This window comes from Acidimicrobiales bacterium (genome assembly GCA_035533595.1).
Lineage (GTDB): Bacteria > Actinomycetota > Acidimicrobiia > Acidimicrobiales > Bog-793 > DATLTN01.
This window is the reverse complement of the sequence record DATLTN010000004.1, coordinates 1-26,252: the sequence shown is the minus strand read 5'-3', so window position 1 is coordinate 26,252 and position 26,252 is coordinate 1. Positions and strand designations below refer to the sequence as shown.

General features: G+C 71.8%; 21 protein-coding genes and 2 rRNA genes. 4 read left to right on the top strand and 19 right to left on the bottom strand.

The genetic code is table 11. The features are described from left to right. Positions 1–22 precede the first annotated feature (22 nt). The 3 genes from VNF07_00740 to VNF07_00730 all read left to right on the top strand — a co-directional run bounded on the left by VNF07_00740 (position 23) and on the right by VNF07_00730 (position 3,789). Entirely contained in the window at positions 23–1,102 is a 1,080-nt protein-coding gene (locus VNF07_00740; GenBank protein HVB04764.1) for an amidohydrolase family protein, read from the top strand. After that, positions 1,102–2,199, top strand: a complete 1,098-nt coding sequence (locus VNF07_00735) for a zinc-binding dehydrogenase (GenBank protein ID HVB04763.1) — start codon at positions 1,102–1,104, stop codon at positions 2,197–2,199. Before VNF07_00740 ends, VNF07_00735 begins: the two co-directional genes overlap by 1 nt. A 453-nt stretch (positions 2,200–2,652) precedes the next feature. After that, on the top strand, positions 2,653–3,789 hold the full coding sequence (locus VNF07_00730; GenBank protein ID HVB04762.1) for a hypothetical protein: 1,137 nt from the start codon (positions 2,653–2,655) through the stop codon (positions 3,787–3,789). Between the two features lie 911 nt (positions 3,790–4,700). Here the strand turns inward: VNF07_00730 and VNF07_00725 are convergent. The 15 genes from VNF07_00725 to VNF07_00655 all read right to left on the bottom strand — a co-directional run bounded on the left by VNF07_00725 (position 4,701) and on the right by VNF07_00655 (position 21,086). Beyond that, entirely contained in the window at positions 4,701–6,968 is a 2,268-nt protein-coding gene (locus tag VNF07_00725) for a tripartite tricarboxylate transporter permease (GenBank protein ID HVB04761.1), read from the bottom strand. Between the two features lie 163 nt (positions 6,969–7,131). After that, the gene (locus VNF07_00720) at positions 7,132–8,181 is read right to left on the bottom strand and encodes an amidohydrolase family protein (protein HVB04760.1); all 1,050 of its coding nucleotides are present in this window, start codon (positions 8,179–8,181) and stop codon (positions 7,132–7,134) included. A 102-nt stretch (positions 8,182–8,283) separates the two neighbouring features. Continuing rightward, positions 8,284–9,636, bottom strand: coding sequence for an amidase (locus tag VNF07_00715; GenBank protein HVB04759.1), 1,353 nt, complete (start codon positions 9,634–9,636; stop codon positions 8,284–8,286). A gap of 72 nt (positions 9,637–9,708) precedes the next feature. Beyond that, entirely contained in the window at positions 9,709–10,788 is a 1,080-nt protein-coding gene (gene tcuB, locus VNF07_00710; GenBank protein HVB04758.1) for a tricarballylate utilization 4Fe-4S protein TcuB, read from the bottom strand. Then, the gene (gene tcuA / locus VNF07_00705) at positions 10,785–12,206 is read right to left on the bottom strand and encodes an FAD-dependent tricarballylate dehydrogenase TcuA (GenBank protein ID HVB04757.1); all 1,422 of its coding nucleotides are present in this window, start codon (positions 12,204–12,206) and stop codon (positions 10,785–10,787) included. Before tcuA ends, tcuB begins: the two co-directional genes overlap by 4 nt. A 27-nt stretch (positions 12,207–12,233) precedes the next feature. Continuing rightward, complete coding sequence (locus VNF07_00700; protein ID HVB04756.1) at positions 12,234–12,986, bottom strand: site-2 protease family protein; 753 nt, start codon at positions 12,984–12,986, stop codon at positions 12,234–12,236. A gap of 8 nt (positions 12,987–12,994) precedes the next feature. Then, positions 12,995–13,342 carry a TraR/DksA C4-type zinc finger protein gene (locus tag VNF07_00695; GenBank protein ID HVB04755.1) on the bottom strand — a complete coding sequence of 116 codons (348 nt, stop codon included), beginning with the start codon at positions 13,340–13,342 and terminating at the stop codon, positions 12,995–12,997. 61 nt (positions 13,343–13,403) lie between these two features. Then, complete coding sequence (locus VNF07_00690) at positions 13,404–13,892, bottom strand: glutathione peroxidase (GenBank protein HVB04754.1); 489 nt, start codon at positions 13,890–13,892, stop codon at positions 13,404–13,406. After that, the gene (locus VNF07_00685) at positions 13,849–14,868 is read right to left on the bottom strand and encodes a tyrosine recombinase (protein ID HVB04753.1); all 1,020 of its coding nucleotides are present in this window, start codon (positions 14,866–14,868) and stop codon (positions 13,849–13,851) included. Before VNF07_00685 ends, VNF07_00690 begins: the two co-directional genes overlap by 44 nt. A gap of 1 nt (position 14,869) precedes the next feature. After that, complete coding sequence (locus VNF07_00680) at positions 14,870–15,430, bottom strand: NUDIX hydrolase (GenBank protein HVB04752.1); 561 nt, start codon at positions 15,428–15,430, stop codon at positions 14,870–14,872. Next, positions 15,417–17,057: a CTP synthase gene (locus tag VNF07_00675; GenBank protein ID HVB04751.1), complete on the bottom strand. Its 1,641-nt coding sequence runs from the start codon at positions 17,055–17,057 to the stop codon at positions 15,417–15,419. The genes VNF07_00680 and VNF07_00675 overlap by 14 nt, the downstream gene beginning before the upstream one ends. A gap of 65 nt (positions 17,058–17,122) precedes the next feature. Beyond that, positions 17,123–18,739, bottom strand: a complete 1,617-nt coding sequence (recN, locus tag VNF07_00670; protein ID HVB04750.1) for a DNA repair protein RecN — start codon at positions 18,737–18,739, stop codon at positions 17,123–17,125. Positions 18,740–18,742: 3 nt separating this feature from the next. Further along, positions 18,743–19,597: an NAD(+)/NADH kinase gene (locus tag VNF07_00665; protein ID HVB04749.1), complete on the bottom strand. Its 855-nt coding sequence runs from the start codon at positions 19,595–19,597 to the stop codon at positions 18,743–18,745. A 52-nt stretch (positions 19,598–19,649) separates the two neighbouring features. Then, a complete protein-coding gene (locus VNF07_00660) occupies positions 19,650–20,255 on the bottom strand; it encodes a hypothetical protein (protein ID HVB04748.1) in 606 nt (201 codons plus the stop codon). 18 nt (positions 20,256–20,273) lie between these two features. After that, the gene (locus VNF07_00655) at positions 20,274–21,086 is read right to left on the bottom strand and encodes an HAD-IIA family hydrolase (GenBank protein HVB04747.1); all 813 of its coding nucleotides are present in this window, start codon (positions 21,084–21,086) and stop codon (positions 20,274–20,276) included. Positions 21,087–21,159: 73 nt separating this feature from the next. Here VNF07_00655 and VNF07_00650 point away from each other — a divergent pair, with 73 nt between their 5' ends. Further along, positions 21,160–22,380, top strand: a complete 1,221-nt coding sequence (locus VNF07_00650; GenBank protein ID HVB04746.1) for a DUF1015 domain-containing protein — start codon at positions 21,160–21,162, stop codon at positions 22,378–22,380. 30 nt (positions 22,381–22,410) lie between these two features. On the opposite strand, the gene VNF07_00645 is transcribed toward VNF07_00650, so the two are convergent. The 4 genes from VNF07_00645 to VNF07_00630 all read right to left on the bottom strand — a co-directional run. Then, positions 22,411–23,466 carry a class I fructose-bisphosphate aldolase gene (locus VNF07_00645; GenBank protein HVB04745.1) on the bottom strand — a complete coding sequence of 352 codons (1,056 nt, stop codon included), beginning with the start codon at positions 23,464–23,466 and terminating at the stop codon, positions 22,411–22,413. A gap of 127 nt (positions 23,467–23,593) precedes the next feature. Continuing rightward, on the bottom strand, positions 23,594–24,292 hold the full coding sequence (locus VNF07_00640) for a tetratricopeptide repeat protein (protein ID HVB04744.1): 699 nt from the start codon (positions 24,290–24,292) through the stop codon (positions 23,594–23,596). 1,480 nt (positions 24,293–25,772) lie between these two features. Beyond that, positions 25,773–25,889: ribosomal RNA gene (rrf, locus tag VNF07_00635) — 5S ribosomal RNA — on the bottom strand. Positions 25,890–25,977: 88 nt separating this feature from the next. Next, positions 25,978–26,252, bottom strand: a 23S ribosomal RNA gene (locus VNF07_00630); the annotation flags it as partial.

The following is a 26,252-nucleotide window of genomic DNA, read 5'->3' as shown; positions in this document are numbered from 1 at the left end:
CGCAACGTTGGGGGGAAGCGACATGGTCCGTGTGGCGACGAAGGTCATCGACGGGGACGGCCACGTACAGGAGGACCTGGCGGCGATCGCCACGCACCTGCCCTCTCCCTACCGGGAGATCATCAGCCGCCGCCCGGAAGGCCTCTTCCCGCCGCTCGACCACTTCCACTCGGCGCACGCCGTCGAGACGCCCCCCGCTCGCGACGGCCGTCCCGTCGTCGGCCCCGAGGGCTGGGGCGCCTTCCTCGACGACGTCGGCATCGAGCGCACCGTCCTCTACCCGACGCGCGGCCTCGCCGTCGGTCACATCGAGAGCCTCGACTACGCCGTCGCCGCGACGCGCGCCTACAACGACTGGCTGCACGACACCTACGTCGCCGCCGACCCCCGCTTCAACGGGATGGCGCTGCTGCCGATGCAGGACCCCGAGGCGGCGGTCGCCGAGCTGCACCGCGCCGTCACCGAGCTCGACATGCGCGGCGCGATGCTCCCCTCGAACGGCCTGCCGATGCTGCTCGGCTCGAAGGCCTACTGGCCGGTCTACGCCGAGGCCGAGCGCCTCGGCTGCTGCCTGTCGATCCACGGCGGCTCCCACGACCGCTTCGGGATGGACCACCTCAACCGCTACGTCCCGGTGCACGCCCTCGGCCACCCCTGGGGGCTCGTCGTCAACTTCGCGAGCGTCATCTACAACGGGATCTTCGACCAGTTCCCCGGCGTGCGGATCGCCTTCTTGGAGGGGGGCGTCGCCTGGCTGCTCCTCTGCCTGGAGCGCTTCCACTCCTCCCACGAGACCCACTTCGAGCACATCCCGCCGGGGAGCTTCGGCCTCCGCGAGGAGCAGCGCCCCGACCGCTACATCATCGAGCAGATCGAGGCGGGACGGCTGTTCATCGGCTGCGAGACCGAGGAGCTGACGATGCCCTTCGCGCTGAAGATCGTCGGCAACAAGCCCTTCCTCTACTCCTCGGACTTCCCCCACGAGGTGACCAACGACAGCTGCCGCCACGACATCGGCGAGCTCAACGAGAGCGAGGAGCTCTCCGAGGAGGACAAGTCGGGAATCCTCTGGCGCAACGCCGAGCGCTTCTACCGCTTCTGATGGCCGAGGCCCTCGCGGCGGTCGTCACCGCCTACCACCAGCCCCTCGAACTCGTCGGGGTGCCCGTCCCCGAGCTCGACGGGACGGCGATGCTCGTGCGCATCGAGGCCTCGACGCTGTGCGGCACCGACGTCCACCGCTGGGAGGGGGGGCTCCCCGACGACGCGCTGCCCTACATCACCGGCCACGAGCCCTGCGGGGTGATCGAGGAGCTGCACGAGCCGCGCAACGACATCCTCGGCCGCCCGCTCGCCGTCGGCGACCGCGTCGTCTGGAGCTACGTCGCCTGCGGCCAGTGCTACTTCTGCACCGTCGCCCTGCAGCCCTGCCTCTGCCGGGGGCGGGCCTCCTGGGGGCACAACCGCGCCGACCGCCATCCCTACCTGCTCGGCAGCTGCGCCGAGCTGATGTACGTGCCGCGCGAGTGCCACGCCGTGCGGGTCCCCGACGGGGTCTCCTCGGCGACCGCGGCGGCCGCCTCGTGCGCCTACCGGACGATCATGCACGCCTACGACCGCCTCGGCGCGATCAAGGCGCACGAGAGCGTCCTCATCCAGGGGAGCGGGCCGCTCGGCATCTTCGCCGCAGCGGTCGCCCGCGAGCACGGCGCGAGGCAGGTGCTGCTGATCGGCGCGCCGGCCGGCCGGCTGCGCATCGCCGAGATGATGGGCGTCGACGGCCTCCTCGACCTCGGCGAGGTCCCCCACCCCGCCGACCGCCGCGCCTGGGTGCGCGAGCAGACCGCTGGGCGCGGCGCCGACGTCGTGATCCAAGCGGCCGACAACCGCGCCGTCCCTGAGGGCCTCTCGATGCTGCGCGACGGCGGCCGCTTCGTGAGCGTCGGCGTCGGCGGGAAGGCCGAGATCGAGGTCGGCAAACTCCCCGGCGAGTGCACGCTCTACACCGTGCGCTCCGGCGAGCCCCGCCACTGGCTGCAGGCGCTCGACTTCCTCGACGCCCACCGCGCCCGCTACCCCTTCGAGGAGATGATCAGCGCCCACTACGCCCTCGGCGAGATCAACGAGGCGATGGCGCAGATGGCGAGCTACCAGGTGGTGAAGGCCGCCCTCTACCCCGGCGGAGTGCCGACGCGCTAGCGGGCGCTCGGACCGTCACCCGTTCACCAGATCGGCGCCGAGAAGGACTCTTCTGGTCTCCGACGGAACGCCGCACGGGTGGCGGTAGTGCGCGCGTTCTCGATGGCAGCACAACCGGCTTCCCGGCGCCGGCGGACAAAGGGTCAAGGCGGGACGCCCCAGGGGCGCTTGTGCTTCTCGCTCGCGAGGCACTCACGTCGTGGACGGGGGGGCTCCACGCCCGCCTTCCCGCAGGGGGGTGAAGGGCCCGCCGCAAGCCGCGCGCGAAGCACACGAAGGGCCTCATTTGCCGGGCTCGCGTGGACGGCTGACCCAGAATGTGACAGAGTTGTAATAGCAGTGAGGGGATCCCACAAAGGAATCCAACTGAAACTGCAATTGCATCGCAATAACCGTGCTCGTTCCGGCCCGGAATCCACAGGGGTTCCGCCCGGACCAAAAATAGGGGGAAACATGAAGGCACCGTCCACGGTCGGGCAGGGCACGCACCTTGCCCGCGTCGCACTGAGCGCTGCAATCGTCGGCGTCGGCGTCGGCGTGCCAGCGGCGGCAGCGAGCGCCTCCACGACGCACCGCGCCAGCCCAGCGATCACCGACCTCGCGAAGGGCCAGAACTACTACAAGGGCAAGACGCTGACGTTCGTGGCGCCGGACAGTCCCGGCGGCGGCTTCGACCAGTGGGCGCGGAACCTCGCCCCCGAGCTCGCCAAGTACCTCAAGGCCACGGTCAACGTGACGAACATCCCCGCCGGCAACACCGTCGCCGGCCAGGATGCCGTCGCCCACTCCGCGGCGAACGGCCTCACCGTCGGCTGGGCGAATGCGGGCCCGGACGTCGAGAACACCGTCCTCGGCCTCCCGGCATTGAACTTCAACCCCGAGCGCGAGGCCTTCCTCGGGGCGACCGCTCCGGGCCAGACGGCGGTCGTAGTCTTGAACTCACCCGCCTGTTCGCAGTTCACGAGCTTCGACAGCTTGGTAAACGGTTCGAGCACCGCAGCGAAGATCAAGGAGACCCTGCAGACCACCGGGACCGGCACCTTCCTCATGCTGATGCTCGACTCAGCCTTCGGGATTCAGTACCAGCCGATCACGGGTTACCAGTCGACCTCGGCGCAGACCCAGGGCTTCACTCGAGGTGACGGGTGTCTCGACGAGCTGCCCGCGGCTACGGCGGACTCGCTCGTGACGGGTGGCAAGGCGAGGGCGATCCTGCTCTCCGCTCCCTTCCAGTCCGGTGCCGCGATCGCTTCACACTTCGCCGGCGTCCCGACGGCTGCCCAGGAGTACGCGAAGCACAAGACGGTCATTGCCGGCTCCAAGGCACGCGCCGCCGCGTGGGCGACCTTCCTCGACATCCAGAACTCAACGCGCATCTTCTTCGCCCCAGTGGCAACGAAGACGCCAGAGCGGGACGCCCTGACGTGGGCCTTCCAGAAGTCGATGAAGGACCCGACGCTCCTCGCGCTGTTGCGGGCCCAGGGCAACCCCACCGGCCAGGAGACCGGCGCGCAGGCCAAGGCAAGCTACGTGCAGTTCCTGAAGGACGCGCACCGGGAAATCGGCGTGCTGCACTCCGTCATCGGCTAACTGCGCACAACCGCTCAGCCGAGCGACTGGAAGGAGCCCCGGGATCAGTCCCGGGGCTCCTTCGCGTCGCTCCTCGAAATTGGCGCGTGGCGGCTGGCCCGATTGGCCCGGCGACCGGGGCCCGTCAGCCCGCGTTTAGCCCGCGTCCGCCCCGGCCAGTCCGGGTCGGGCAACCTCACGGGCCCGTGTCGGTGAATCGGAGGCGGCCAAGTACAAGAAGAGCATCGCCGCCTCCAAGGGCCGCAACTCGGCCTGGCAGACCTTTTTGGACCTCAACGCCGCGACGCGCATTCTCTCCGCCCCCGCCGCGACGGCCACTCCGGAGCGAGATGCCCTCATGTGGGCCTTCCAGAAGGCGATGCAAGACCAGGCGCTCATTGCCGCAGCGCAGGCCGAGGGCAACCCGGTCGGACAAGAGACGGCGACGCAGGCTAAGGATGATTACGCGAAGTTCCTGGCTGACGCGAAGCGTGAGGTTCCGGTCCTGCGGTCGGTGATCGGCTGGACAGCGAGCAACCCCGACACACGCCAGCAGCAGCAGCCGATGATTCCCCGGGCATTTGTCCGGGGAATCATCGCCTCGCCCACGGACACGAGGGGCCGCATGACGCGGCCGATGCCCTGCCCTGACCACAGACCCTGTGGGCGACGAAGACTGGAGGCTGGACTCGCCAGGGGAGGGCTGCGCCAGGTGCTCGTACGCGCATCCTCGGTGAGGGGCGGCTGGTGGTCAGCGACGCCGTGCTGCCCGCAGGCGAATTCCTGGCCCTCGGCCGCGCGGCCCCAACCGCTGGCGCGCGAGAACCAATGCCCTCGCGGGGCGAGTCAGACACTCAGCAGGCTGCCGGGAGCGGACTCGCGCACTGACCGGGTAAGGGTCGTCGGCGCGGCGCTCCCGCCGCGCGCTCAGATCAGAGGGGGAAGACCGGCGAGAGGGAGATGTGGAGCAGATTGAGGATCTCATAGGCCGCCACTACCATCACCGCGGCGCTGACGGCGCCGAAGATCGCCCGCTTCACGAGCGAGGGCATCACGTAGCGGGTGCCGAACAGCGCGTACAGCGCGCAGAAGGTCCCGAGGCCGACCTCGAAGCTGAACAGGTAACTCAGGGTGAGCAGGCTCGCGAACCACCCGAAGGCTGCGAGCTCCCTCGTGTACTGGCCGTGGCGCCCCCAGCTCTTGTCGTTGATCTGGGAGCGGCCCCCTCTGACCGAGAGCCGTACCGGGACCGGACCTACAGCGTCGGTGATGTCGCCGACGCTGTGGAGGCTCCCTTCACCACCGTCCACCGCGATGGTGCGCGCCCCGACACTCACGGGCTGGAGCTCGGGAGGGGGGGCCGGCGCTTTCGGGTCGAGGCCGGCGCCTTCGAGCAGCCTCTCTTCCTCGTGCTTGTCCGCGAGGTGGTGGATGTAATGGGAGATCTCCGTCGGAAAGCGCCAGACGGCCGCCGCGGCCGCGACGCTGCCGGCAATCATCGGCATCAGCCCGGTATTGAAGGAGTACTCGCTGGCCGTATAGATGAGGAAGGGAATCGTCACGCCAAGCACGAGGACGTTGGCGATCATTGCGAGCAAGGGGTACGGACGAAGCTTTTGCTCCCGGGCACGGAGCTTCTCGGCGCGCCGCACCGGGTCCGCCTCCTCGATTGGCGCGTTGTTCTTCTTCGCGTCCTTGTGGAACTGGAAGCCCTTGAGGCCGATGATCCCGAGGCCGACGGCGAACAGGACGTCCGCGAGCGGCCGCGCGAGGAAGCTCACCCCCGGGAAGATCTCGTGGGTCTGATAGATGCTCTGCTCGAGCTGCGGGCCGAGGATCAGGCCGATGCCGAAGACGGCGAGCGAGTACCGGAGGCGCCGCAGCGCGAAGCCCACGATCGCAAAGACGGCGACCTCGAGGACGGAGAAGAAGGTGACATCCGCGGCGAAGGTGCCAACCACCGAGATCGACATGATCAGCGGGACGAGGAACGGCCCCGGCACGCGCGTCACCTTGGCGAGCTGGGGGGCGGCGAGCAGGCCGGCAAGCGTGCCGACGAGGCCGCCGAGGGCGATGATCCACACCGTCTCATAGGCGAGGGTCGGGTACTTGGTGGTGAAGCCGAAGCCCGGCTGCACACCGCGGATGGTGAGCGCTGCGAGGAACAGCGCGCCGCCGACGCCTCCGGGGATCCCGAGGCCGAGGAGGGGGACCATCCCGCCCGCCTCCTTGGCGAGCGAGGAGCCCTCCGGGGCGATGATGCCTTCGGGGATCCCCGTCCCGAACTGGTCCCGCTTCTTCGAGAACTGCTGAGCGATGCCGTAGGACATGAAGTTCGCCGCGAAGCCGCCGATGCCCGGCACGATCCCGGTGACCACGCCGATGATGCCGGCGCGCAGCACGGCAAGCCAGTGGGTGAACGTGTCGCCCACCCCCTGCAGGACCTGCTTGCCGAATCCCTTCTCGAGGACGACGGCCGTCGACGACGCGACCTCGTTGCCCATCATGTCCTGGCGGGCGATCGTCGTCCCCGTACCGAAGACGAGCACCATCTGGGGGATGGCGAACAGTCCGACGAACAGGGCAACGAGGGAGATCCCCGAGTACAGGCCGACGGCGTTGAAGACATAGCGGTATTCGCCGGTGATCGGATCGGCGCCGACCGTCGAGAGCATCAAACCGATGCCGGCCGAGACGAGGGCCTTGGAGACGGCGTCGGTACCGAGGGTCCCCACGAGGAGCAGGGCGATGGTGATCAGCGCCACGTACTCCGGCGGGTGGAAGAGGCCGGGCAGGTAGTTGATGACCTGGATGAAGCCGATCAGGCAGCCGCAGCCGATGAGGCCGCCGAGCATCGTCGAGGAGGCCGAGATGCCGAGCGCCCGCCCCGCCTCGCCCCGCTGGGCCATCGGGAAGCCGTCGAAGGTGACGGCGAAGGCCTCCGGGTGGGCGGGGGTGTTGAGGAGGATGGAGGTGATCGAGGCGCTGAAGTAGCTCCCCGCCTGGGTCGCGAGGAACAGGCAGAGCGTTCCGGTGTTGTTGATGTGGTAGATGAAGGCGAGGATGATCGAGAGGACCACAGCGCCGCCGAGGCCGGGGATCACCCCGAAGATCATCCCGAGGAGCGAGCCGCCCACGAGGTAGGCGATCGCCGGCCCGTTGCCGAGAGCGGACAGGCCGCTGAACAGGTTATGGATCATTGTCGGGCGCTCAGACTCCCCCGGGGTCAGAAACCGTGCGTCGGTGGCGAAACGCTAGCGGAAGTGGTGACGAGGCAAAAGGACTCATGACGGGGCCCCGTCGCGGCGCTCGTCGTGCACGTCGTTGCTACGGGGCAGGGCCGCTTCGGGATGAGGGATCGGGCTAGCGGCCGGCGGGCGCGAGGCCGTAGAGGGCGCGGGCGTTGTCGTCGAGGATCCGGTCGATGAGCGGCGCCTCGACCGCCGCCGCCTCGCGCAGCCGCTGCAGCGCGAGCAGCTCGCTCGAGGTGTCGGCGTGACCGAAGTCCGTGCCGGCGACGAGGTTGTCCGGCCCCGCGTAGCGGATGATGTACTCGAGGTCGTCGTCGGTCTGGCAGGCGACGTAGAGGTGGTGGTCGCGCATCACGCTCGCCGGGTCGATGACCTCGCCGCGCCGGCTCTGGCGGCGCACGTAGTCGGCGACGACGTAGGGCACCCACTGCGCCTGCAGCTCGACGAAGCCCCAGCGGATGTGCGGGTAGCGGGCGGGCAGGCCGGAGGCGAGGATCGTCGAGAAGGCGACGATGCCGGGCACCTTGAAGCGCCAGATGCCGCTGTCGCCCTCGAAGATGTCGTGCAGGGCGAAGGTCCCGTTGGCGGCGTGGATCCCGACGGCGAGGCCGAGGCGGTCGATCTCCTCGAAGAGCGGCGCGAAGTACTCGTCGCTCGGCAGCCGCCCGCTCTGGCCCTCGAAGCCCCGCCAGAAGACGACCCCGGCGCCGTTCGCCGCGCCGAAGCGGACCTCCTCGATCGCCGCCTCGATGTCCATCGTCGGCGGGATCACGGCCCAGCTGAGGCGCCCCTCGCCCTCGGCGCAGCGCCCCGCCAGCCAGCGGTTGTAGCTGCGGCAGAGCGCCCGCTCGACCTCGGGGCGGTTGGTGAGGGGGCGGAGGAAGACCGTCGGGTAGATCACCTGCAGGTCGGTGCCGATCTCGTCCATCTGCTTGAGGCGCGCCGGCACGTCGGTCATCTCCCGCACGGCCTTGATGGCGTCGGTCTCCGAGACCGGGCCGGTGCGGATCAGCCGGCCGTCGATCACCCAGAAGCTGCCACCGCTGCGGCCGCCGCCCGGCACCTCGACGAGCGCCGGCGTGAAGGCCTTGTCCTCACCGTCGATGAAGGACCAGGTCTCCTCGCACTCGACGACGTGCGCGTCGGAGTCGATCGTGGCCATCTGCTGCACCCCCGTAGTCGGCGTGGCCGAGAAAATACCATCGCCCGGCGGGGGTCCCGGACGGGCCCGGGGCGGCGCCCGGCGGCGCGGCGGCGGTCCTGCTCAGGCGGCCGAGAGCGCCTGCTCGAGGGCGGCGGCGGCGCCGAGGAGGCGGGCGTCGTCGAAGCGCGCCGCGGCGAGCTGCACCCCGACGGGGAGGCCGCCCTCGCTCCCGCAGGGGAGGGTGAGCGCCGGCTGCTGGGAGAGGTTGAAGGGGTGCGTGCAGGGCGTCCAGGTCGTCCAGTCGCCCGTCGGCCACCCCTCCGGCACGTCCCGGCCGGCGGCGAAGGCGACGATCGGCAGCGTCGGCGTGACGACGAGGTCGCACTCCAAGAAGAGCGCGCCGAGCGCGATCGCCACCTCCTGGCGCTCGCGCTGCAGCTCGAGGTAGTCGCTCGCGCTGAGCCCGGCGCCCGAGAGCGCGAGGGCGAGGAAGCCCGGGTCGAGCTCGCCCCGGCGCGCCGCGTCGAGGCCGCCGAGCAGCTGCGCGGCGCCCGCCGCGAAGAGGCCCCCGATGAGCGCCGCGGTGGGGGCGACCACCGTGCCCACCTCGTGCACCACGGCGCCGAGCTGCTCGAGGTGGCGGACCGAGCGGGCCGTCGCCTCCTCCACCGCGGCCGTCGGCGCCGCGCCGGCGAAGCCCGGGCTGTAGGCGACGCGCAGCCCGGTGACGGACTGCTCGCCCGGCCAGGGGGCCTGCCCGGCGCTCGCCGGGTCGCGCCAGTGCTGGCCGCGCAGCACCTCGAGCATCGCCCGCGCGTCGGCGACGGTGTTGGCGATCGGCCCGAGGTGGGCGACGGGGCCGAAGGGGCTGGGTGGCCAGGCCGGCACCACTCCGTGCGTCGGCTTCACCCCGACGGTCCCGCAGAAGCTGGCGGGGATGCGGATCGAGCCGGCACCGTCGGTGCCGAGGGCGAGCGGCACCATCTTCGCTCCGACCGCCGCGGCGCTGCCGCCGCTCGAGCCCCCGGCGGTGCGCGTCGGGTCGAGGGGGTTGCGGGTCACCCCGGTGAGCGGACTGTCGGTCACCGCCTTCCAGCCGAACTCGGGGGTCGTCGTCTTACCGAGGAGGACCGCACCGCCGGCGCGCAGCCGCTCGACGGCCGGCGCGTCGTCCCGCCAGGGCTGGTCGGGGTCGACGAGGCGCGAGCCGCGCCGCGTCGGCCAGCCGGCGGTGAGCACGAGGTCCTTCACCGCGACGGGCACGCCGTCGAGGGGGCCGAGCGGGCGGCGGGCGGCGTAGCGGGCGGCGGAGGCCGCGGCGGCCTCGCCGGCGCCCTCGGGATCGAGGAGGCAGAAGGCGTTCAGCTCCGGGTCGCGCGCCGCCACGGTGGCGAGGCACTCCTCGAGGACGTCGACCGGCGAGCGGTCGCCCGCCGCGTACGCCCGCGCCAGCTGGGTCGCGCTGAGCTCCATCGTGGCTCCTTTCCGGTGCGCCGCTGTCTCGGTGCGCCGCTGTGTCAGTGCTTCTGTCTCGGTGCCTCTGTGTCAGTGCGCCTCGAGGGCGCGCTCCTCCTCGTCGCGCACGAGCGCCGCGAAGCGGTAGACGACGTGCGCGAACTTCGAGAAGGGGGCGAGCACGAAGGCGCTGAAGACGGCGTCGAGGTGCACCGCCAGGAGCACCCCGTAGGCGGGGCTGCGGCGCGCGAGGAGGGTCGCGAGGCCGGTGAGGGCGAGCACGAGGAGCGTGCCGAGGAGGGCGTGGTCGGCGGCGAGCGTCGGGGCGTCGGCGGGGGCGGGGTCGGCGCGGCGCTTCAGCGCGAGCAGCGCGAGGCCGCCGGCGAGCATCGCCACCCCGCCGAGGAAGCCGAGGACGACCGGCGCCTGCAGGAGGCCGTAGGGAGGGGGGCTCGACAGCAGGTCCTCGTCGATCGCCGCGACGACGGTGGCCGCGAGCGCGAGGACGAAGCCGCCCGCCAACAGGCCGTGCGCGCGCCGGCGCGCCGGCGAGCCCTCGGCGCTCGGGTAGGTGCACTCGACCCCGGCGCTGCGCAACCAGCGCAGCGTCAGCGCGTCGTGGGCGGCGCGGGCGAGCGCCGCGAGGGGCCGCGCCCCGGGGGGAGGCGGGCCGACGTGGCGGAGGTAGTTGCGGGCGCCGAGCGCGAAGACGAGGAGCGCGACGAGCGCGCTCGCGATGCCGAGGGCGTCGAGGGCGGCGAAGGGGACGAGCGAGTAGGGCGAGGCCGCACTCGGGTGCGAGGCGGTGAGCGCCCCGAAGCGCCCGCTCCCGGCGAGCACGCCGACGAGCGCGGCGGTCACCGCGACGACAACGGCGAGCGGGCGGCCACGCCCGCCGAGGCGGGCGAGGGGGATGAGCTCGGAAAAGCTCTCGCGGCGCAGCTCGGCGAGGAGCCGCGGCGGGTTGAGCGCGAACTCGTGCGGCGGCGCGTACATGCACGCGTAGTAGCAGGCGCGGCAGTCGTGGCAGAGGTTGGCGAGCTGGGTGAGGTCGCCGTCGGTGAGGTTGATGCGGCGCTCGAGCGCGGGGTAGACGGCGCAGTAGCCCTCGCAGAAGCGGCAGGCGTTGCAGATGTCGAGCTGGCGGCGGGCCTCGTCGGCGAAGGTCACGCCGCCGCCCGCGCCGCGCTCGTGCCGGCGATGCGCCCCCAGACGCTGCCGATCGTGAGGCCGAAGCCGGCGAGGTAGCCCGAGGACAAGACGTTGCCGGACATGATCTCCCCCGCCGCGAAGACGTTCGAAAAGACGCTCCCGTCGCCCTTGCGGACGCGGGCGTCGGCGTCGACGGCGACGCCCAGGTAGGTGAAGGTGATGCCCGGGACCATCGCGATCCCGTAGTAGGGGGGCGTGTCGATGCGCTGCGCCCAGTGGCTCTTCTCGGGGGTGAGCCCCTCGGTGTGGCAGTCGTCGAGGAGGGTCATGTCGAAGGTGCCGCCGGGGACGACCGCGGCGTTGTAGGAGGCGACGGTCTCGGCGACGCGCGCCGCGTCGAGGCCGAGCTGTCCGGCGAGCTCCTCGAGGGTGTCGGCGCGGTAGGAGCCGTACATCGGGGGCAAGAAGTTGCGGTTCACCTTCTCGTCCCACAGCGAGTAGGCGATCTGCGCGTCCTGCTCGGCGATGTTGCGCCCCCAGATCGCGTAGCGCTTCGGCCACAGCTCCTCGCCCTCGTCGTAGAAGCGCAGCCCGTGGCGGTTGACGACGACGCTGAAGGGGATCGAGTCGAGGCGCGTCGCGATGCCGCCGTCGTAGCGCGGCGAGCGGGCGTCGACGGCGACGGCGTGGAAGCCCCTCTCCTCGCCGGCCTTGTCTGCGCCGAGGCCGTAGAGGCACTCGAGGATCCTGCCGTCGTTGGTCTCCGGGCCGCGGATCACGTAGTTGTAGGCGGCGTCGCCCCAGTAGCGGGCGAGCCAGTCGATGTTCGCCTCGAAGCCGCCCGCGGCGCAGACGACGGCCCTGGCGGCGACCTCGAAGCGCTCCCCGCCGCGGCTGCAGACGAGCGCCCCCACTCCCCCGTCGCGCTCGACGAGCTCCTCGACGAGGGTGTCGTAGCTGACGGTGACGCCCATCTTCGCGGCGGTCGCGTAGTAGGAGTTGAGGAGTGCCTTGCCGCCGCCCAGGAAGAAGCGGTTGGTGCGCCCGAGGTGCAGCGTCCCGGACAGGGGCGTCTGCCAGCGGATGCCGTGATGGCTCATCCATGCCGGCACGCTCTCGGACTCGCGCACCGTGAGGCTCGCCAGCGCCTCGTTGGAGGGGCCGCTCCCGACGTGGCAGAGGTCGTCCCACAGCTCCTCGTAGAGGTAGCTGCCGGTGTTGTAGGCGTCCGCGACGGGGTGCACGCAGCGCACGTTGCGGGTGTGGCGGGTGTTCCCGCCGCGCATCTGCTCGCCGGAGCGCTCGAGGAGGAGCACCCTCCCGGCGTGGTGGCGGGCCGACATCGCGGCGACGAGGGCGGCGTTGCCGCCGCCGATCACCACGACGTCGAAGGTCCCCGCGAGCTCGGGGGGCGCCGCGGCCGCGGCGCTCAGCACGCGCCGCGGTGCGATGACGGCGTCAGCTCAGTAGTTCGGGAGCCAGATGCGCTGCCAGGTAGTGAGGGCATGGTCGAAGAGACTATTGAGGAAACCGCCCCCGAAGAAGACCAACAGCAGGATCAACACCATCGAGAGCTGGCGCAGCTGGTAGTAGCGGGGCAGCGCGCTCGCCGGCAGGAAGCGCTCGATCACCGCCGAGCCGTCGAGCGGCGGGATCGGGATGAGGTTGAAGATCGCGACGATGACGTTGGCCACCCCGAGCAGGAAGAGCAGCTGAAAGGGGACCGACAGCGAAGGGCCGAGCGTCGCGCCGCTGTGCGTCGTGAGCATCAGCGCGAAGCCCGCGGCCGCAGCGATCACGAGGTTGGTCGCCGGGCCGGCGAGGCTGACGAGCACCGACTGGTTGCGGGGGTGGCGGAGGCGGTTCACCGAGACCGGCACCGGCTTCGCCCAGCCGAAGGCGGGGGCGCCGAAGAACAACAGCAGCGCCGGCAGCACGATCGTCCCCACCGGGTCGATGTGGCGCAGCGGGTTCAGCGTGAGGCGCCCCGCCCGCTTCGCGGTGTCGTCGCCGAAGAGGTTGGCGACGAAGCCGTGGCTCACCTCGTGCAGCACGATCGAGGGGACGAGGACGAGGAAGTAGTAGACGTAGCTGGCGTGGATCGCGTGGCGGCGCACCGCCTGCACGAGGAGCGCGATCACCGCCACGCCGATGACGAGCGCCCACGGGCCGTACTGGTGGAAGCGTCGCCGGCGCGCCTCCGCGTTGAGTGTCACGGTCGCGGCTAGCGGGCGCTCGAGGCGTGTTCGATGCAGGTCGTGACGGCGGGCATCGCCTCGAGGCGCGCCGGGGCGATCGCTCGGCCGCACTTCTCGCACGAGCCGTAGGTCCCCTCCGCGAGGCGCTGCTGGGCGCGCTCCACGTCGTGCAGCTGCTTGCGCAGCTCGCCGACGAGCGCCTCGGTCTCGCCGCGCTCCGCGCTCACCTGCGAGGAGTCGGCGAAGTTCGAGTCGTAGTCGAGGCCGGTCTCGCCGGGCGTGCCGAAGCCGAGCTCGGCGAGCTGGTGCTCGAGCGAGGCGCGCTCCTCCGCGAGCAGCGCGCCGTAGTCGAGCGTGGTGGATTCTTCGGACATGTCGGTACCTAGTCTTCTCGCATTACGGCGCCGGTGGGCGCCGGGCTCCTCGGGGGCGGGCTCAGCTGCCGAGCGCGGCCTCGATGGCGCCGGTGAGCGCGGGGTCCTCGGGGGCGGTCTTCGAGCGGTAGCGGCCGAGGACGCTGCCGTCGCGGCCGACGAGGAACTTCTCGAAGTTCCACGAGACGTCGCCCGCCTCGCCCTCGCCGTCGGGGGTCTCGGTGAGCAGCGCGTAGAGCGGGGTGCGCCCCTCGCCGTTCACCTCGACCTTCTCGAACATCGGGAAGGTCACCCCATAGTTGGTCTCACAGAAGCTGGCGATCTCCTCGCTGCTGCCGGGCTCCTGCGCGCCGAACTGGTTGCAGGGGAAGCCGAGGACCTCGAAGCCCTGCCCGGCGTAGCGGCTCTCGAGGGCCTGCAGGCCCGTGTACTGCGGGGTGAAGCCGCACGCCGAGGCGACGTTCACGACGAGGAGGACCTCCCCCTCGTAGGCGTGGAGGGAGGCCTCAGCGCCGTCCAGGCGCCGCACCGGAGCGTCGTAGATCCCCATCGTCCCTCCTCGCCGAGTCGTCGCTGGCCACCTTAACGGCAGGTCGGCGGGGGGTCGTCGCCCGCGGGTGGGCCGCGAGGTAGGCGCGCCGCAGCCGCTCGGGGGAGACCTTGGTGTAGATCTGGGTGGTCGCGATCGAGGCGTGGCCGAGGAGCTCCTGGACGACGCGGATGTCCGCGCCGTGGTCGAGGAGGTGGGTCGCGAAGCTGTGCCGCAGCACGTGCGGCGTGACCCGGTCCGCGAGGCCGGCGGCGAGCGCCGCGTGGTGGACGACGGTCCACACCGCCTGGCGGCTGGTGCGCCGGCCGCGCGTCGACAAGAAGAGCGCCTCGGCGTCGCCGCGCTGGCGCCAGCGGGCGGGGGCGAGGCGCTCGCGGCCCCGCGGCGAGAGCCACGCCGAGAGCGCCGCCGCGGCGTGGCGGCCGACGGGGACGATGCGCTCCTTGGAGCCCTTCCCGAGCACGCGCACGAGGCCGGCGCGCAGGTCGAGGTCGCCGAGGGAGAGGCCGGCGAGCTCGGAGATGCGTAGCCCGCTCGCGTAGAGGAGCTCGAGGACCGCCCGGTCGCGCAGCGCCACCGGCTCGTCGCCGGTGACCGCGCCGAGGAGGCGGAGGACCTCCTCCTCGGTGAGCGCCTTCGGGAGCGAGGCGGGGACGCGCGGCCCGCGCACTTCGGCGCCGGGGTCGACGGCGTGGCCCCGCTCCTCGGTGCAGAAGGCGTGCAGGCCGCGCACCGCGACCGCGGCGCGCGAGCGCGTCGCCGGGGCGAGGCCGGTGGTGGCGAGGAAGGCGAGGTAGTCGTCGAGGACCGCGGGGGTCACCGCCGCGAGCGCGAGGCCCCGCCCGGAGAGGAACTCCTCGTAGCCGGCGAGGTCGCGGCGGTAGGCGGCGATCGTGTTCGGCGCCCTCCCCCGCTCGACGGCGAGGTAGGAGAGGTATTCCTCGGCGTCGGTGCTGAGCGGGCGGCGGCTCGCCAACTCAGCCGGCGCGCAGCGCCAGGTGGCGGGCGGCGAGGCCGAGGGCGATCATCGACTTCGCGTCGTCGAGCTCGCCGCGCGCGACGAGGCCGTCGATCTCCGCGAGGGGGACGGCCTCGAGGTGCATGTGCTCCTCCTCGATCCCCTGCAGGTCGGTGGCCACGCTCGTCAGCCCCTCGGCGAGGAAGCAGGTGGTGCGCTCGTCGGTGAAGCCCGGCGAGTTGTGGAACGAGCCGAGCTCGGTGAGGTGCTCGGCGACGCGGCCGACCTCCTCGGCGAGCTCGCGCGCCGCGGCGCGGGCCTTCGGCTCACCGGGGACGTCGAGCTTGCCGGCGGGCAGTTCGAGGACGTAGCGGTTGATCGCCCCCCGGTACTGGCGGACCATGAGGACGTGCTCGTCCTCGATGGGCACGACCACGACGGCGCCCGGGTGGCGGACGATCTCGCGCTCGAAGGTGTAGCCGTGGGGGTCGAGGAAGGTCGCCGAGACGACGTTGAAGAAGGCGCCGTGGAAACGCTCGCGCTCGCCGACGAAGCGGAAGTCGCCCTCAGCCGGCGGCATCGAGGTCGATCTCGAACAGGTGCGGATTGCGCGCCCGCGCCCGCTCGAGGGCGGCCCCGACGAGCCCCCGGAAGAGGGGGTGCGGCCGGTCGGGGCGGCTCTTGAACTCCGGGTGTGCCTGCGTGCCGAGCCAGAACGGGTGGCTCGGCAGCTCGACGAACTCGACGAGGCGGTCGTCGGGCGAGAGCCCCGAGAGGCGCAGCCCACCCTCCTCGAGGCGCTGGCGGTAGCGGTTGTTCACCTCGTAGCGGTGGCGGTGGCGCTCGGTGACGGTCTGCTCGCCGTAGAGCTCGGCGACCTGGGAGCCCGGCCGCAGTTTCGCGACGTGCGCGCCGAGGCGCATCGTGCCCCCGACGTCGGTCACGTCGAGCTGCTCGTCCATGAGGTCGATCACCGGGTCAGGACTCTCCTCGTCGAACTCGCTCGAGTTCGCCTTCGCGAGGCCGAGCACAGAGCGGGCGTACTCGATGACCATCACCTGCAGCCCGAGGCAGAGGCCGAGGCAGGGGACGCCGGACTCGCGCGCCCAGGCGGCGGCGGTGATCTTGCCCTCGATGCCCCGCTCGCCGAAGCCGCCGGGGATGACGATCGCGTCGAGCTCGGCGAGCTCGTCGAGGGCGAAGGCGCTCACCGACTCGGCCTGGATCCAGCGGATGTCCACCGCCGCGCCGTGGTGGAAGCCGGCGTGGCGGAGGGACTCGGCGACTGAGAGGTAGGCGTCGGGGAGGTTCACGTACTTTCCGATGACGCCGATGCGCACCGTCTGGGTGGCGAGCGCGACGCGCTGCAGGAAGGCCTCCCAGGAGGAGAGGTCGAGGTTGCCGCTGTCGAGGCCGAGGGTCTGCAGCACCATGTCGTCGAAGCCCTCCTCGTGCAGGAGGATCGGGATCTCGTAGATGCTCTGCGCGTCGACGGCGGAGACGACCGCCTCCATCGGGACGTCGCAGAGGAGGGAGATCTTGCGCTTCAGCGACTCGTTGATCGGGTGGTCGCTGCGGCAGACGATCACGTCCGGCTGGATGCCGCGGCTGCGCAGCTCGGTCACCGAGTGCTGGGTCGGCTTGGTCTTCTGCTCCCCCGAGGGGGCGAGGTAGGGCACGAGGGTGAGGTGCACGTAGCAGACGTTCTCGCGGCCGACCTCGCGGCGGAACTGGCGGATCGCCTCCAGGAAGGGGACGATCTCGATGTCGCCGACGGTGCCGCCGACCTCGGTGATCACGACGTCGTAGTCGTCGGTCGCGAGGCGCTTCACGCGGTCTTTGATCTCGTCGGTGATGTGCGGGATGACCTGCACGGTCTTACCGAGGTAGTCCCCGCGCCGCTCCTTTTGGATCACCGAGGAGTAGATCTGGCCGGTCGTCGCGTTGCACGCGCGCAGCAGGTTCTCGTCGATGAAGCGCTCGTAGTGGCCGAGGTCGAGGTCGGTCTCCCCGCCGTCGTCGGTGACGAAGACCTCACCGTGCTCGAAGGGGTTCATCGTGCCGGGGTCGAAGTTGATGTAGGGGTCGAGCTTGCACATCGTCACCCGGAGCCCACGGGCCTTGAGCAGCCGACCGAGCGACGAGGCGGTGAGCCCCTTGCCGAGCGAGCTCGACACGCCGCCGGTCACGAACACGAACTTCGCCAAACGGTCCTCCGTTTCCCTTGGCCCGCTCCAAACTACAAGGCGCGCGCGACGACGTGGCGGAGCTTTCAGCGCGCGCTGGCGCGCGCTGCGGCCCGCCCGGTCATCTCGAGCAGCTCGGCGGCGTGCAGGCGGGCGGCCGCGCTGTCGGGGTGGCCGGAGAGCATCCGCGAGAGCTCGACGACGCGCTCCTCGCCCTCGACTGGCCGCAGGCGGGAGACGGTGCGCGCCCCCTCCTCGGCCTTCTCGAGGACGAGGTGCAGGTTGGCGTAGGCGGCGACCTGGGCAAGGTGGGTGACGACGAAGACCTGACGCCCGGCGGCGAGGGCGTGCAGGGCGGCGCCGACGGCGAGCGCGGCCTCGCCACCGATGCCGGCGTCGACCTCGTCGAAGACGAGGGTGGGCGGGGCGCTCGAGAGCACGAGGCGGAGCGCGAGCATCACGCGGGCGAGCTCGCCGCCGGAGGCGATCTTCGCGAGCGGCAGCTCGGCCTCGCCGCGGTTGGCGCTCAGGAGCAGCTCGACCTCGTCCCCGATCCCCTCGGCCGGCACCTGCACGACGAGGCGGGCGCCCGCCAACGCGAGCGAGGCGAGGTGCCCCTCGACCTCTGTGGCGAGGGGGAGGGCGGCGGCGCGGCGGCGGTCGCCGACGCGCACCTCGGCCTCCGCGAGGCGCTCGGCGACGAGCGCGCGCTCGAGGAGCGCCGACTCGCGCTCCTCGTCGGCGCGCTCGAGCTCGGCGATGCGCGCCCCGGCCTCGCGGGCCGCGCCGAGCACGTCGGCGAGGCCCTCGCCGTGCTTGCGGATGAGGCGGCGGAGCAGCTCGCGCCGCCCCCGCACGAAGGCCAGCCGCTCGGGGTCCTCCTCGAAGTCCTCAGCGGCGCGCCGCAGCTCGCTCGCGACGTCGGCGAGCTCGGCGGCGGCAGCCGCGAGGCGGGCGCGGCTCCCCGCGAGCGGCTGGTGGCGGTCGAGGGCGGCGAGGGCGGCGCCGAGCGTGTCGAGGACCGATCCGCCGCCGTCGCCCTCCACCGCCTCGTGCGCCTGCTCGGCCGCCTCGCGGAGCTGGGTGGCGCCGGCGAGGCGCTCCTCCTCGCCCGCGAGCTCGTCCTCCTCTGACTCGCCGGCGATCGCCGCCTGTTCGATCTCGCCGAGCTCGAAGCGCAACAGGTCGAGCTCGCGCGCCCGCGCCCGGTCGTCGCCGCCGAGGTCGGCGATGCGCCGGTCGAGGGCGCTGAGGGCGCGACGGAGCTCCTGGACCTCGGTGAGGTCGACGCCGGCGAAGGCGTCGAGGGCCTGACGCTGCACCGCCGGGCGGAGGAGCGACTGGTGGGCGTGCTGGCCGTGCAGGTCGACGAGGCCGGCGCCGAGGTCGGCGAGGGCCGCGAGCGTCGCCATCTGCCCGTTCAGGGTGGCCCGCGAGCGCCCCTCGCGGGGCACGCTGCGCATCACCACGATCTCGTCGTCGGGGGCCTCGCCGGTGACGAAGCGCCCCTCGACGATCGCCTCTTCGGCGCCCTGGCGGACCATCGCGCCCTCCGCCCGCCCCCCGACGAGCAGCTCGAGCGCCTCGATGACGAGCGTCTTGCCGGCGCCGGTCTCGCCGGTGATCACCGTGAGACCACGGCCGAGGCGGACGTCGAGGTCGGCGATGACCCCGAGTTCACGGACCCTGAGCTCGCTCAGCATCGGCTAGCGGTCGGCGAGGTTGAACTTCGAGCGGAGGACGCCGTAGAAGTCGCCGCCGTCGAAGGCGATGACGCGCGCCGGTCGGCTGCCGGCGCGCACGCGCACCCGGTCACCGGGGACGACGGGGATCGTCGTCAGGCCGTCGACGACGAGCACGCCCGTCCGCTCCCCGATCATCTCGATCTCGACCTGCTCGGACTTTTCGAGGACGAGCGAGCGGTCGAAGAGCATGTGCGGCGAGATCGGGGTGAGCACGATCGCGTCCAGGCGGGGCGAGACGATCGGCCCCCGCAGCGAGAGGTTGTAGGCGGTCGAGCCCGAGGGGGTCGAGACGAGGAAGCCGTCGGCGACGTAGGTGAGGAAGTCGGCGCCGCCGATGCGCAGCTGCAGGCGGATCGTGTGCCCCTGGGCGTCCTTCTCGACGACCGCGTCGTTCAACGCGATGAACTGCTGGTCGCCCGCCTCGCCGGTGAAGGAGACGTCGAGGGTCATCCGCTCCTCGATCTCGTAGTCACCGAGCACGAGGCGCTCGAAGACCGCCTCCACCCGCCCCGGCTCCACCTGGGTGAGGTAGCCGAGCGAGCCGAGGTTCACCCCGAGGACGGGGACGCCGCGCGCCGCGGCGACGTGCATCGTGCGGAGCATGGTGCCGTCGCCGCCGAGGCTCACGACGAGGTCGAGGTCCTTTTCGCCGAGGCGCGGGTCGGGCCCGCCGAGCGAGGCGTCCTCGATGACGAGGTGGCCGCGGGACTCCCACCACTCGCGCGCCGCGGCGGCAAGCTCGCGGGCGCGCGGCCGGTCGGGGTGCATGACGAGCGCGATCCGCTTCGGCGGATCCGCGACGAACTGGACTGCCACGGTGTCATCCTCGCAAGCGGCACTGTCAGGGGCAACGACCACCCCGCGCGCGCTAGGGCCGCGAGGTCGCTCCGCCGCTGCTCCCCAGCGTCGGCCCGGCCCTCTTGGCAGGCGCCTTCTTCGCGGGAGCCTTCTTCGCCGGGCTCTTCTTGGCGGGGCTCTTGCTCGGTGCTGCCGTCTTCTTGGCGGGGCTCTTCTTCGGCGAGGCCTTCTTCGCCGGGCTCTTCTTCGGCGAGGCCTTCTTGGCGGGGCTCACCTTCACCGGGCTCTTCTTCGCGGGGCTCTTCTCGGCGGCGGCCTCCGAAGGCGCGGCCGCGCCCTGTGCCGGCGCCCAGCTGTGGTCGCGTCGGAAGTCCCCGAAGACGCCTGCGACCCGCTCGAGGAGGTCGGCGAGCTCCGCGCGCCGCTTCTTCGCCGCGGCGTCGAGCTCGCGGCGCAGCTCGTTCTGCACCAGCCCCCCGAAGTAGTCGGCGCCGCGCCGAGACTGCGCGCGCAGCTCCTCGATCGCGTCCTCGATCTTCTCCTTGGTCGGGGTCGCGCTCTTCAGCAGCGTGCGCGCCGTCTCCTCGAGCTCTCGGCGGCTCATCTTCGACAGCGAGGAGCTGGTGTCGAGGACGTGACGGATCGCCTCTTTGACGCGGTCGCTGCTAGAAGCCATCCGATCAGCGTACCGGGGTCATTTCCGAACTTCGCGCGCGCCATCGAGGACGCCGGCCACGAGCGCCGCGAGGTCGGCGGCGTCGAGGTCGGGCTTCGGGTCGTCGACGGCCACGCCGGGGGGCGTCACCCCCGAACGGACGAGGGCGTAGCGGGCGCCGAGGCGGACCGCCAGCGCGCCGTCGGTCTCGGGGCGGTCGCCCACCATCACCGCCACCGGGCCGAGCTTCTCCCGGATGAGCTCGGCGGCCGGGGGGTAGGGCTTGCCGGCGACGACGGCTTGCGCACGCGTCGCGTACTGCACGGCGGCGAGCATCGACCCACCGCCCGGGAGCGCCCCGTCGGGGGTCGGGTAGGTGGCGTCGTCGTTGGTGCCGATGAGGCGCGCCCCGGCCGCGATGGCGCGGGTCGCCGCGGTGAGGCGGGGCATGCTGAGCGTGAGGTCGAGGCCGACGACCACCGCGTCGGGACGGGGCACGGCCGGGTCGAGCTCGGTCGGGACAACCTCGACCCCGGCCGCCTCGAGCGCCTCGACGATGCCGGGGCCGCCGAGCACCATCGCCCGCTCCCCCGCCTTCATGAGCCCCGCCGCGGCCTGCGAGGAGCTCATCAGGTCCTCGCTCGCGCACTCGATGCCGTGCGCCGCGAACTTCTTCAGCATGTCGTTTCTCAGCGCGAAGGAGTTGTTCGTGAAGAAGGCGACGCGGCGCCCCGACTCGCGCAGCTGGCGGATCGCCTCCGCGGCCCCGTGGATCGGCTCGTTGGCCAGCCAGACCACCCCATCGAGGTCGACCACCCAGGTTTCCGGCCCGCTCTGCGATTGGCTCGTCATCGCGCCATCTTGGCATCGAAGTCGGCGCCGACCCCTGGGAATTGGCCCATTCGCGATGTGGTAGTCATGAGCGGTGCCCCCACGTTTCGAGCCCTTTCGCGGCCTGCGCTATGACGATTCCCTCGCGCCGCTCGCTGTCGCGATCTGCCCGCCCTACGACGTCGTCGACGACGCGGAGCGCGCTGAGCTCGCCTCGCGCAGCCCCTACAACGCGATCCACGTCGAGCTCCCGATCGAGGACCCCGCAGTCCCCGGCGACCGCTACGCGAACGCCGCGGCGCTCTTCGCCGAGTGGCAGCGCGACGGCGCCCTCCGTCGCGACGACGCGCCCTGCCTGTACGTCTACCGGATGACCTTCAAGGACGAGGCGGGCGGCGCCCGCTCGTCGACGGGCGTCATCGGAGCCCTCGGCGTCGACGCGGCCGGCGAGGGCTCGGTCCTCCCCCATGAGCGGACGATGCCCAAGCCGAAGGGCGACCGCCTCGACCTGCTGCGGGCGACGGCGATCAACACCTCTCCGATCTGGGGCCTGTCGCTCGCCGACGGCCTCACCGACGCGTGCACCGCGGCGACCGGCTCCGGCCCCGCGCACATGAGCGCGACCGACGACGACGGCGTCACCCACGAGCTGTGGGCGGTCACCGACGACGCGGCGATCGCGACGATCTCGGGCCTCATCGAGAGCACCCCGATCGTCGTCGCCGACGGTCACCACCGCTACGAGACCTCGCTCTTCTACCGCCAGGAGCGCCACGACGCGAACGGGGAGGCCGCGGGCGCGGAGGACCTCGTGATGGCGCTCGTCGTCGAGCTCACCGAGGACGAGCTCTTCGTGCAGGCGATCCACCGCCTGGTCTCGGGGGTTCCCGAGGGCCACGACCTGCTCGCGGACTTCGCCCGCTTCTTCGAGATCTCCGACGGCGCCGAGGACATCACCGAGCTCGGCCGGCAGATGAGCCGTGACGGAGGCCTCGGCCTCGTCTACGCCGGCCGCCACCACCTGCTCGTGCCGAAGCCGATCGTCGAGAGCGAGGCCGAGGCGGCACTCGACTCGAGCCGCCTCGACGTGGCGCTGGCCGCCCTCGGCCCCCACAACCTCGAGTACCAGCACGGCGCGCAGATCTGCGCCGCGGCGGTGGCGAGCGGACGGGCACAGGCGGCGGTGCTGCTGCGACCGGCGACGGTCGCGCAGATCGCCGACACGGCGCACAGCGGCCGGCGGATGCCGCCGAAGACGACCTTCTTCCAGCCCAAGCCGCGGACGGGGATGGTCTTCCGGCCCGTCGCCGACTAGGAGCCGCGGGCCGGTCGGCCCGCTGCCCGATCAGGCGACCGTGACCGCCTCGTCCAAGAAGACGTCCTGCACGGCGTTGATCAGCTCGACGCCCTCGCGCAGCGGCCGCTGGAAGGCCTTGCGGCCGACGATGAGGCCCATACCGCCGGCGCGCTTGTTGATCACCGCGGTGCGCACCGCCGCCGAGAGGTCGCTCACCCCCGCCGACTCGCCGCCGGAGTTGATGAGGCCGATGCGGCCCATGTAGCAGTTCACGACCTGCCAGCGGGTGAGGTCCACGGGGTGGTCCGTCGTGAGCGAGGAGTAGACGAGCGGGTCGGTGCGGCCGAACTTGAGGGCGGTGTAGCCCCCGTTGCACTCTGGCTGCTTCTGCTTGATGATGTCGGCCTCGATCGTCACGCCGAGGTGGTTGGCCTGCCCGGTGAGGTCGGCGGCGAGGTGGTAGTCGGCGTCGTCGGTCTTGAAGGCGGGGTTTCGCAGATAGGTCCAGAGCACGGTGAACAGGCCGTGGCGATGCGCCTCGGCGAACATCGCGCTCACCTCCTGGATCTGACGGGTCGCCTCGTCCGAGCCGTAGTAGATCGTCGCACCGACCCCTGCGGCGCCGAGATCGACGGCCTGCTGGACCGAACCGAAGAGGATCTGGTCGGCCTTGCTCGGGTAGGTGAGGAGCTCGTTGTGGTTGAGCTTCACGATGAAGGGGATCTTGTGCGCGTAGCGGCGCGCCACGATGCCGAGGCCGCCGAGGGTGGTGGCGACGGCGTTGCACTCGGCGGCGATCGCGAGCTCGACGATCGCCTTCGGGTCGAAGTAGTCCGGGTTCTTGGCGAAGCTCGCGGCCGCCGAGTGCTCGATGCCCTGGTCGACCGGGAGGATGGAGAGGTACCCGGTGCCGCCGAGACGGCCGTGGCCGAAGAGGCCTGAGAGGCTGCGGAGGACCGACGGGGTGCGGTCGCTGTCGAGCATCACCCGGTCGATGTAGTCCGGCCCGGGGAGGTTCAGCTGCTCCTTGTTGATCGTCTTCGATACGTGGGAGAGCAGGTCCTCTGCTTCGTCCCCGAGCAGCTCTTCGAGGTTCGTCCCCATCTGCGACTCCTCCGGTTCTCCGACCGCGGCTGGCGGCATAACTCGGTCACAGCGTGACTGGCGCCAGCCTATCTGCCCCTCCGCCGGGGCCAACGGGAGTCGTGACCCCGATCGCAAGGAGATGGCGCTATGCGAGAGCGGTGAGGCGGTCCAGCGCGTCGGCGAAGTCGGGGTCGGTGCTCACGACCCGACGGAACAGTTCGCGGGCGCGCGGCACGTCGCCGGAGCGCTCGTAGAGGTCGGCGAGCGAGTACCACTGTCGGAGGTGGCGATCGAGGGGTTTGCGCAGCTCACGCGTGACCGAAGGCGCGAGGATCCCGATCGCCTCGTCGAAGCGCCCCCGGTCGGCGAGCGAACCGGCCATCACGAGACGGCCCTCGGCGAGGACGTCGCTCCCGGCCCCGGCACGACGCAGGTCTGCCCAGAGCTCGGCGACTTCGTCGTGGTCGCGCAGCGCTCGCGCGCAGTCCGCCATCACCGGGTGCTGGTCGACCGACGCGGTGAGCTCGTACAGGGCGCGCAGCTCGCGGCGCGCCTCCTTCCAGCGGCCCAGGCGATAGAGGGTGAGCCCGTACAGCTCACGCACCGCCGTGCTCGCCGGTGCCACCCGCACCAGCTCTTTCAACGTCGTCAGCGCGTCGCTGTAGCGCTCGCGGTCATAGGCGCCCGTCGCGTCGGCGAGGCGCAGTTCGAGGCGCGCCGCGTCACGGGAGCCGCCCGCTGCGTGCAGCTCGGACTTCACGTCGACGGGCAACGCCTGGCGCCGGCGGGCTGGGCGCTTGCCCGGCGTGGCACGCGCGGGCTTCGCGGAGGCGCCTGACTGCACGACGGCGAAGCGCTTGCGGCCCGGAGCTGCTGCTTCCCTGGGGGCCTCGGCCCGCTCCGAGCGACGCGCAGGGCCGCGTTCGTCCTCGGGCGGGGTCAGTCCGTACGCCCCGCGACGGGCTACCCCGCCCCACTGCCGGGGCGGCGCAGCCGTGGGGCGCTGCACACGGCCACGGGATGAAGCGCCTCGCTCGGGTGCACCACCCGCATCGCGCTCGCCCCGCGAGCGGCCGGCCGCTGCACCTCGTGCGCGCGGGTCACCGCCCTGGCGAGGAGGAAAGGACCTGCCATTCGCACCACCGCCACTAGAGCGTGGTGCACCGCCTCGAGTGCCCGTGCTCGGCCGGTCACGCGTGCGGTCCGGCGCTGGACGGCCGCTGCGCGGCGCGGCGCCGCGCGGGCTTGCTCCGCGAGGGGAGAACGATGTCTCCCCGCGCCCGGTGGAGCCCGCCGGCGGTCGGCGGAACCCGCCTTCGGAGCGCTGCGGACGGCCGTCAGGACGCGGGCGATCCCGGTCAGTCGGTCGCGAGTCGCGGTAACCGCCCCGCTCGTCCGGCGCGCGACGGGGTGGTCGAGCCGCCCCTCCCTCGCCATCCCGGCCGCGGTAACCACCGGTCGTGCGCTCCCCATTACCGCCGCGGTAGCCATCGGATGAGCGGTCGCCGTCGCGACCCCGGTAACCGCCGGTAGGGCGTTCCCCGCCACCAGCGCGATAACCCGCGGTCGGACGGTCACCGTCTCGACTACGACCGCCGCCGGCGGGCCGATTCCCGTCGCCCCCGCGGTAGCCGCCGGACGATCGGCCGCTGTCGCGACCACGGAAGCCACCGCTCGGGCGTTCCCTGTCGCCACCGCGCCCTCCAGCCGTCGGGCGATCGCCCTCGCGACCTCGGGAACCCGCCGCGGGCCGATTCCCGTCGCCCCCGCGGTAGCCGCCGCCGGGCAAACGGTCGCGGTCGCGACCACCGAATGCCCCCGCGGGCCGTTCACCATCGCGCGGGCGGAACGTGCCGGTCGGGCGAGCGCCGCGAGCACCCACACCACCGATCGGACCGCCGCCGGCGGCGCCCCGGCGGCCATTCCCTTGCGAGCCGCCCGGCCGACGCGGCTGGCGGTCGCCCCAACTCACGTCCTTGCGGACGTTCAGGCGGCTGGGTCGCTCACCAGTTGCCCCAGGTCGCGGCGTACGCCGGTCATTGCCGCTCGGAACCCGTCGATCCCCCCCGGTCGCCGCACCGCCGACGCGGCGGGTGGGTGCTCCGGACCTCCCGGGGGCGCGACGAGGAGCGCCACCACTTGGCGCGGTGGCGCGCCGCCGACGCGGCTCGGGTGATTCGGGAACGTCAGGCATTTCTTCGACCCTACTTGGAGGACGGAGCATGACCGCCCCATGGCCTGGGGTGGCGCGACGCAATGGGGGAATTCGGGAGAGAGAAGCAAAACCGCCCCCCGGGAGCACGGGGGGCGGTTTCTGAGAAATATTCCGGCAGCGACCTACTCTCCCAGGGGGTCTCCCCCCAAGTACCATCGGCGCGGGCGGGCTTAACTTCCGTGTTCGGGATGGGAACGGGTGTAGCCCCGCCGCTATAGCCACCGGAAACCTGGGCTTGAGACCGGTGCCTTAACGGCAACCGATCGCAAGGTCACCGAGGTGTCCTTGAGCCTTCCATAGCGAGCACGAGCGAAGAGTCCAAGCCCTCGGCCGATTAGTACCGGTCGGCTGAACGCGTTACCGCGCTTACACCTCCGGCCTATCAACGTGGTGGTCTGACCACGGGCCTTACCAGGTTAACCCTGTGGGAGATATCATCTCGGAACGAGCTTCGCGCTTAGATGCTTTCAGCGCTTATCCCTTCCGCAGGTCGCAAACCAGCCGTGCCCTTGGCAGGACAACTGGCACACGAGAGCTGCGTCCGTCCCGGTCCTCTCGTACTAGGGACAGCCTTCCTCAAATCTCCTAC

What these genes read in the sequence shown, in the direction of transcription:
- VNF07_00740 (HVB04764.1), top strand. Translation starts at nt 23, where the DNA reads ATGGTCCGTGTGGCGACGAAGGTCATCGACGGGGACGGCCACGTACAG.
- VNF07_00735 (HVB04763.1), top strand. Translation starts at nt 1,102, where the DNA reads ATGGCCGAGGCCCTCGCGGCGGTCGTCACCGCCTACCACCAGCCCCTC.
- VNF07_00730 (HVB04762.1), top strand. Translation starts at nt 2,653, where the DNA reads ATGAAGGCACCGTCCACGGTCGGGCAGGGCACGCACCTTGCCCGCGTC.
- VNF07_00725 (HVB04761.1), bottom strand. Translation starts at nt 6,968, where the DNA reads ATGATCCATAACCTGTTCAGCGGCCTGTCCGCTCTCGGCAACGGGCCG.
- VNF07_00720 (HVB04760.1), bottom strand. Translation starts at nt 8,181, where the DNA reads ATGGCCACGATCGACTCCGACGCGCACGTCGTCGAGTGCGAGGAGACC.
- VNF07_00715 (HVB04759.1), bottom strand. Translation starts at nt 9,636, where the DNA reads ATGGAGCTCAGCGCGACCCAGCTGGCGCGGGCGTACGCGGCGGGCGAC.
- VNF07_00695 (HVB04755.1), bottom strand. Translation starts at nt 13,342, where the DNA reads ATGTCCGAAGAATCCACCACGCTCGACTACGGCGCGCTGCTCGCGGAG.
- VNF07_00690 (HVB04754.1), bottom strand. Translation starts at nt 13,892, where the DNA reads ATGGGGATCTACGACGCTCCGGTGCGGCGCCTGGACGGCGCTGAGGCC.
- VNF07_00680 (HVB04752.1), bottom strand. Translation starts at nt 15,430, where the DNA reads ATGCCGCCGGCTGAGGGCGACTTCCGCTTCGTCGGCGAGCGCGAGCGT.
- recN (HVB04750.1), bottom strand. Translation starts at nt 18,739, where the DNA reads ATGCTGAGCGAGCTCAGGGTCCGTGAACTCGGGGTCATCGCCGACCTC.
- VNF07_00660 (HVB04748.1), bottom strand. Translation starts at nt 20,255, where the DNA reads ATGGCTTCTAGCAGCGACCGCGTCAAAGAGGCGATCCGTCACGTCCTC.
- VNF07_00655 (HVB04747.1), bottom strand. Translation starts at nt 21,086, where the DNA reads ATGACGAGCCAATCGCAGAGCGGGCCGGAAACCTGGGTGGTCGACCTC.
- VNF07_00645 (HVB04745.1), bottom strand. Translation starts at nt 23,466, where the DNA reads ATGGGGACGAACCTCGAAGAGCTGCTCGGGGACGAAGCAGAGGACCTG.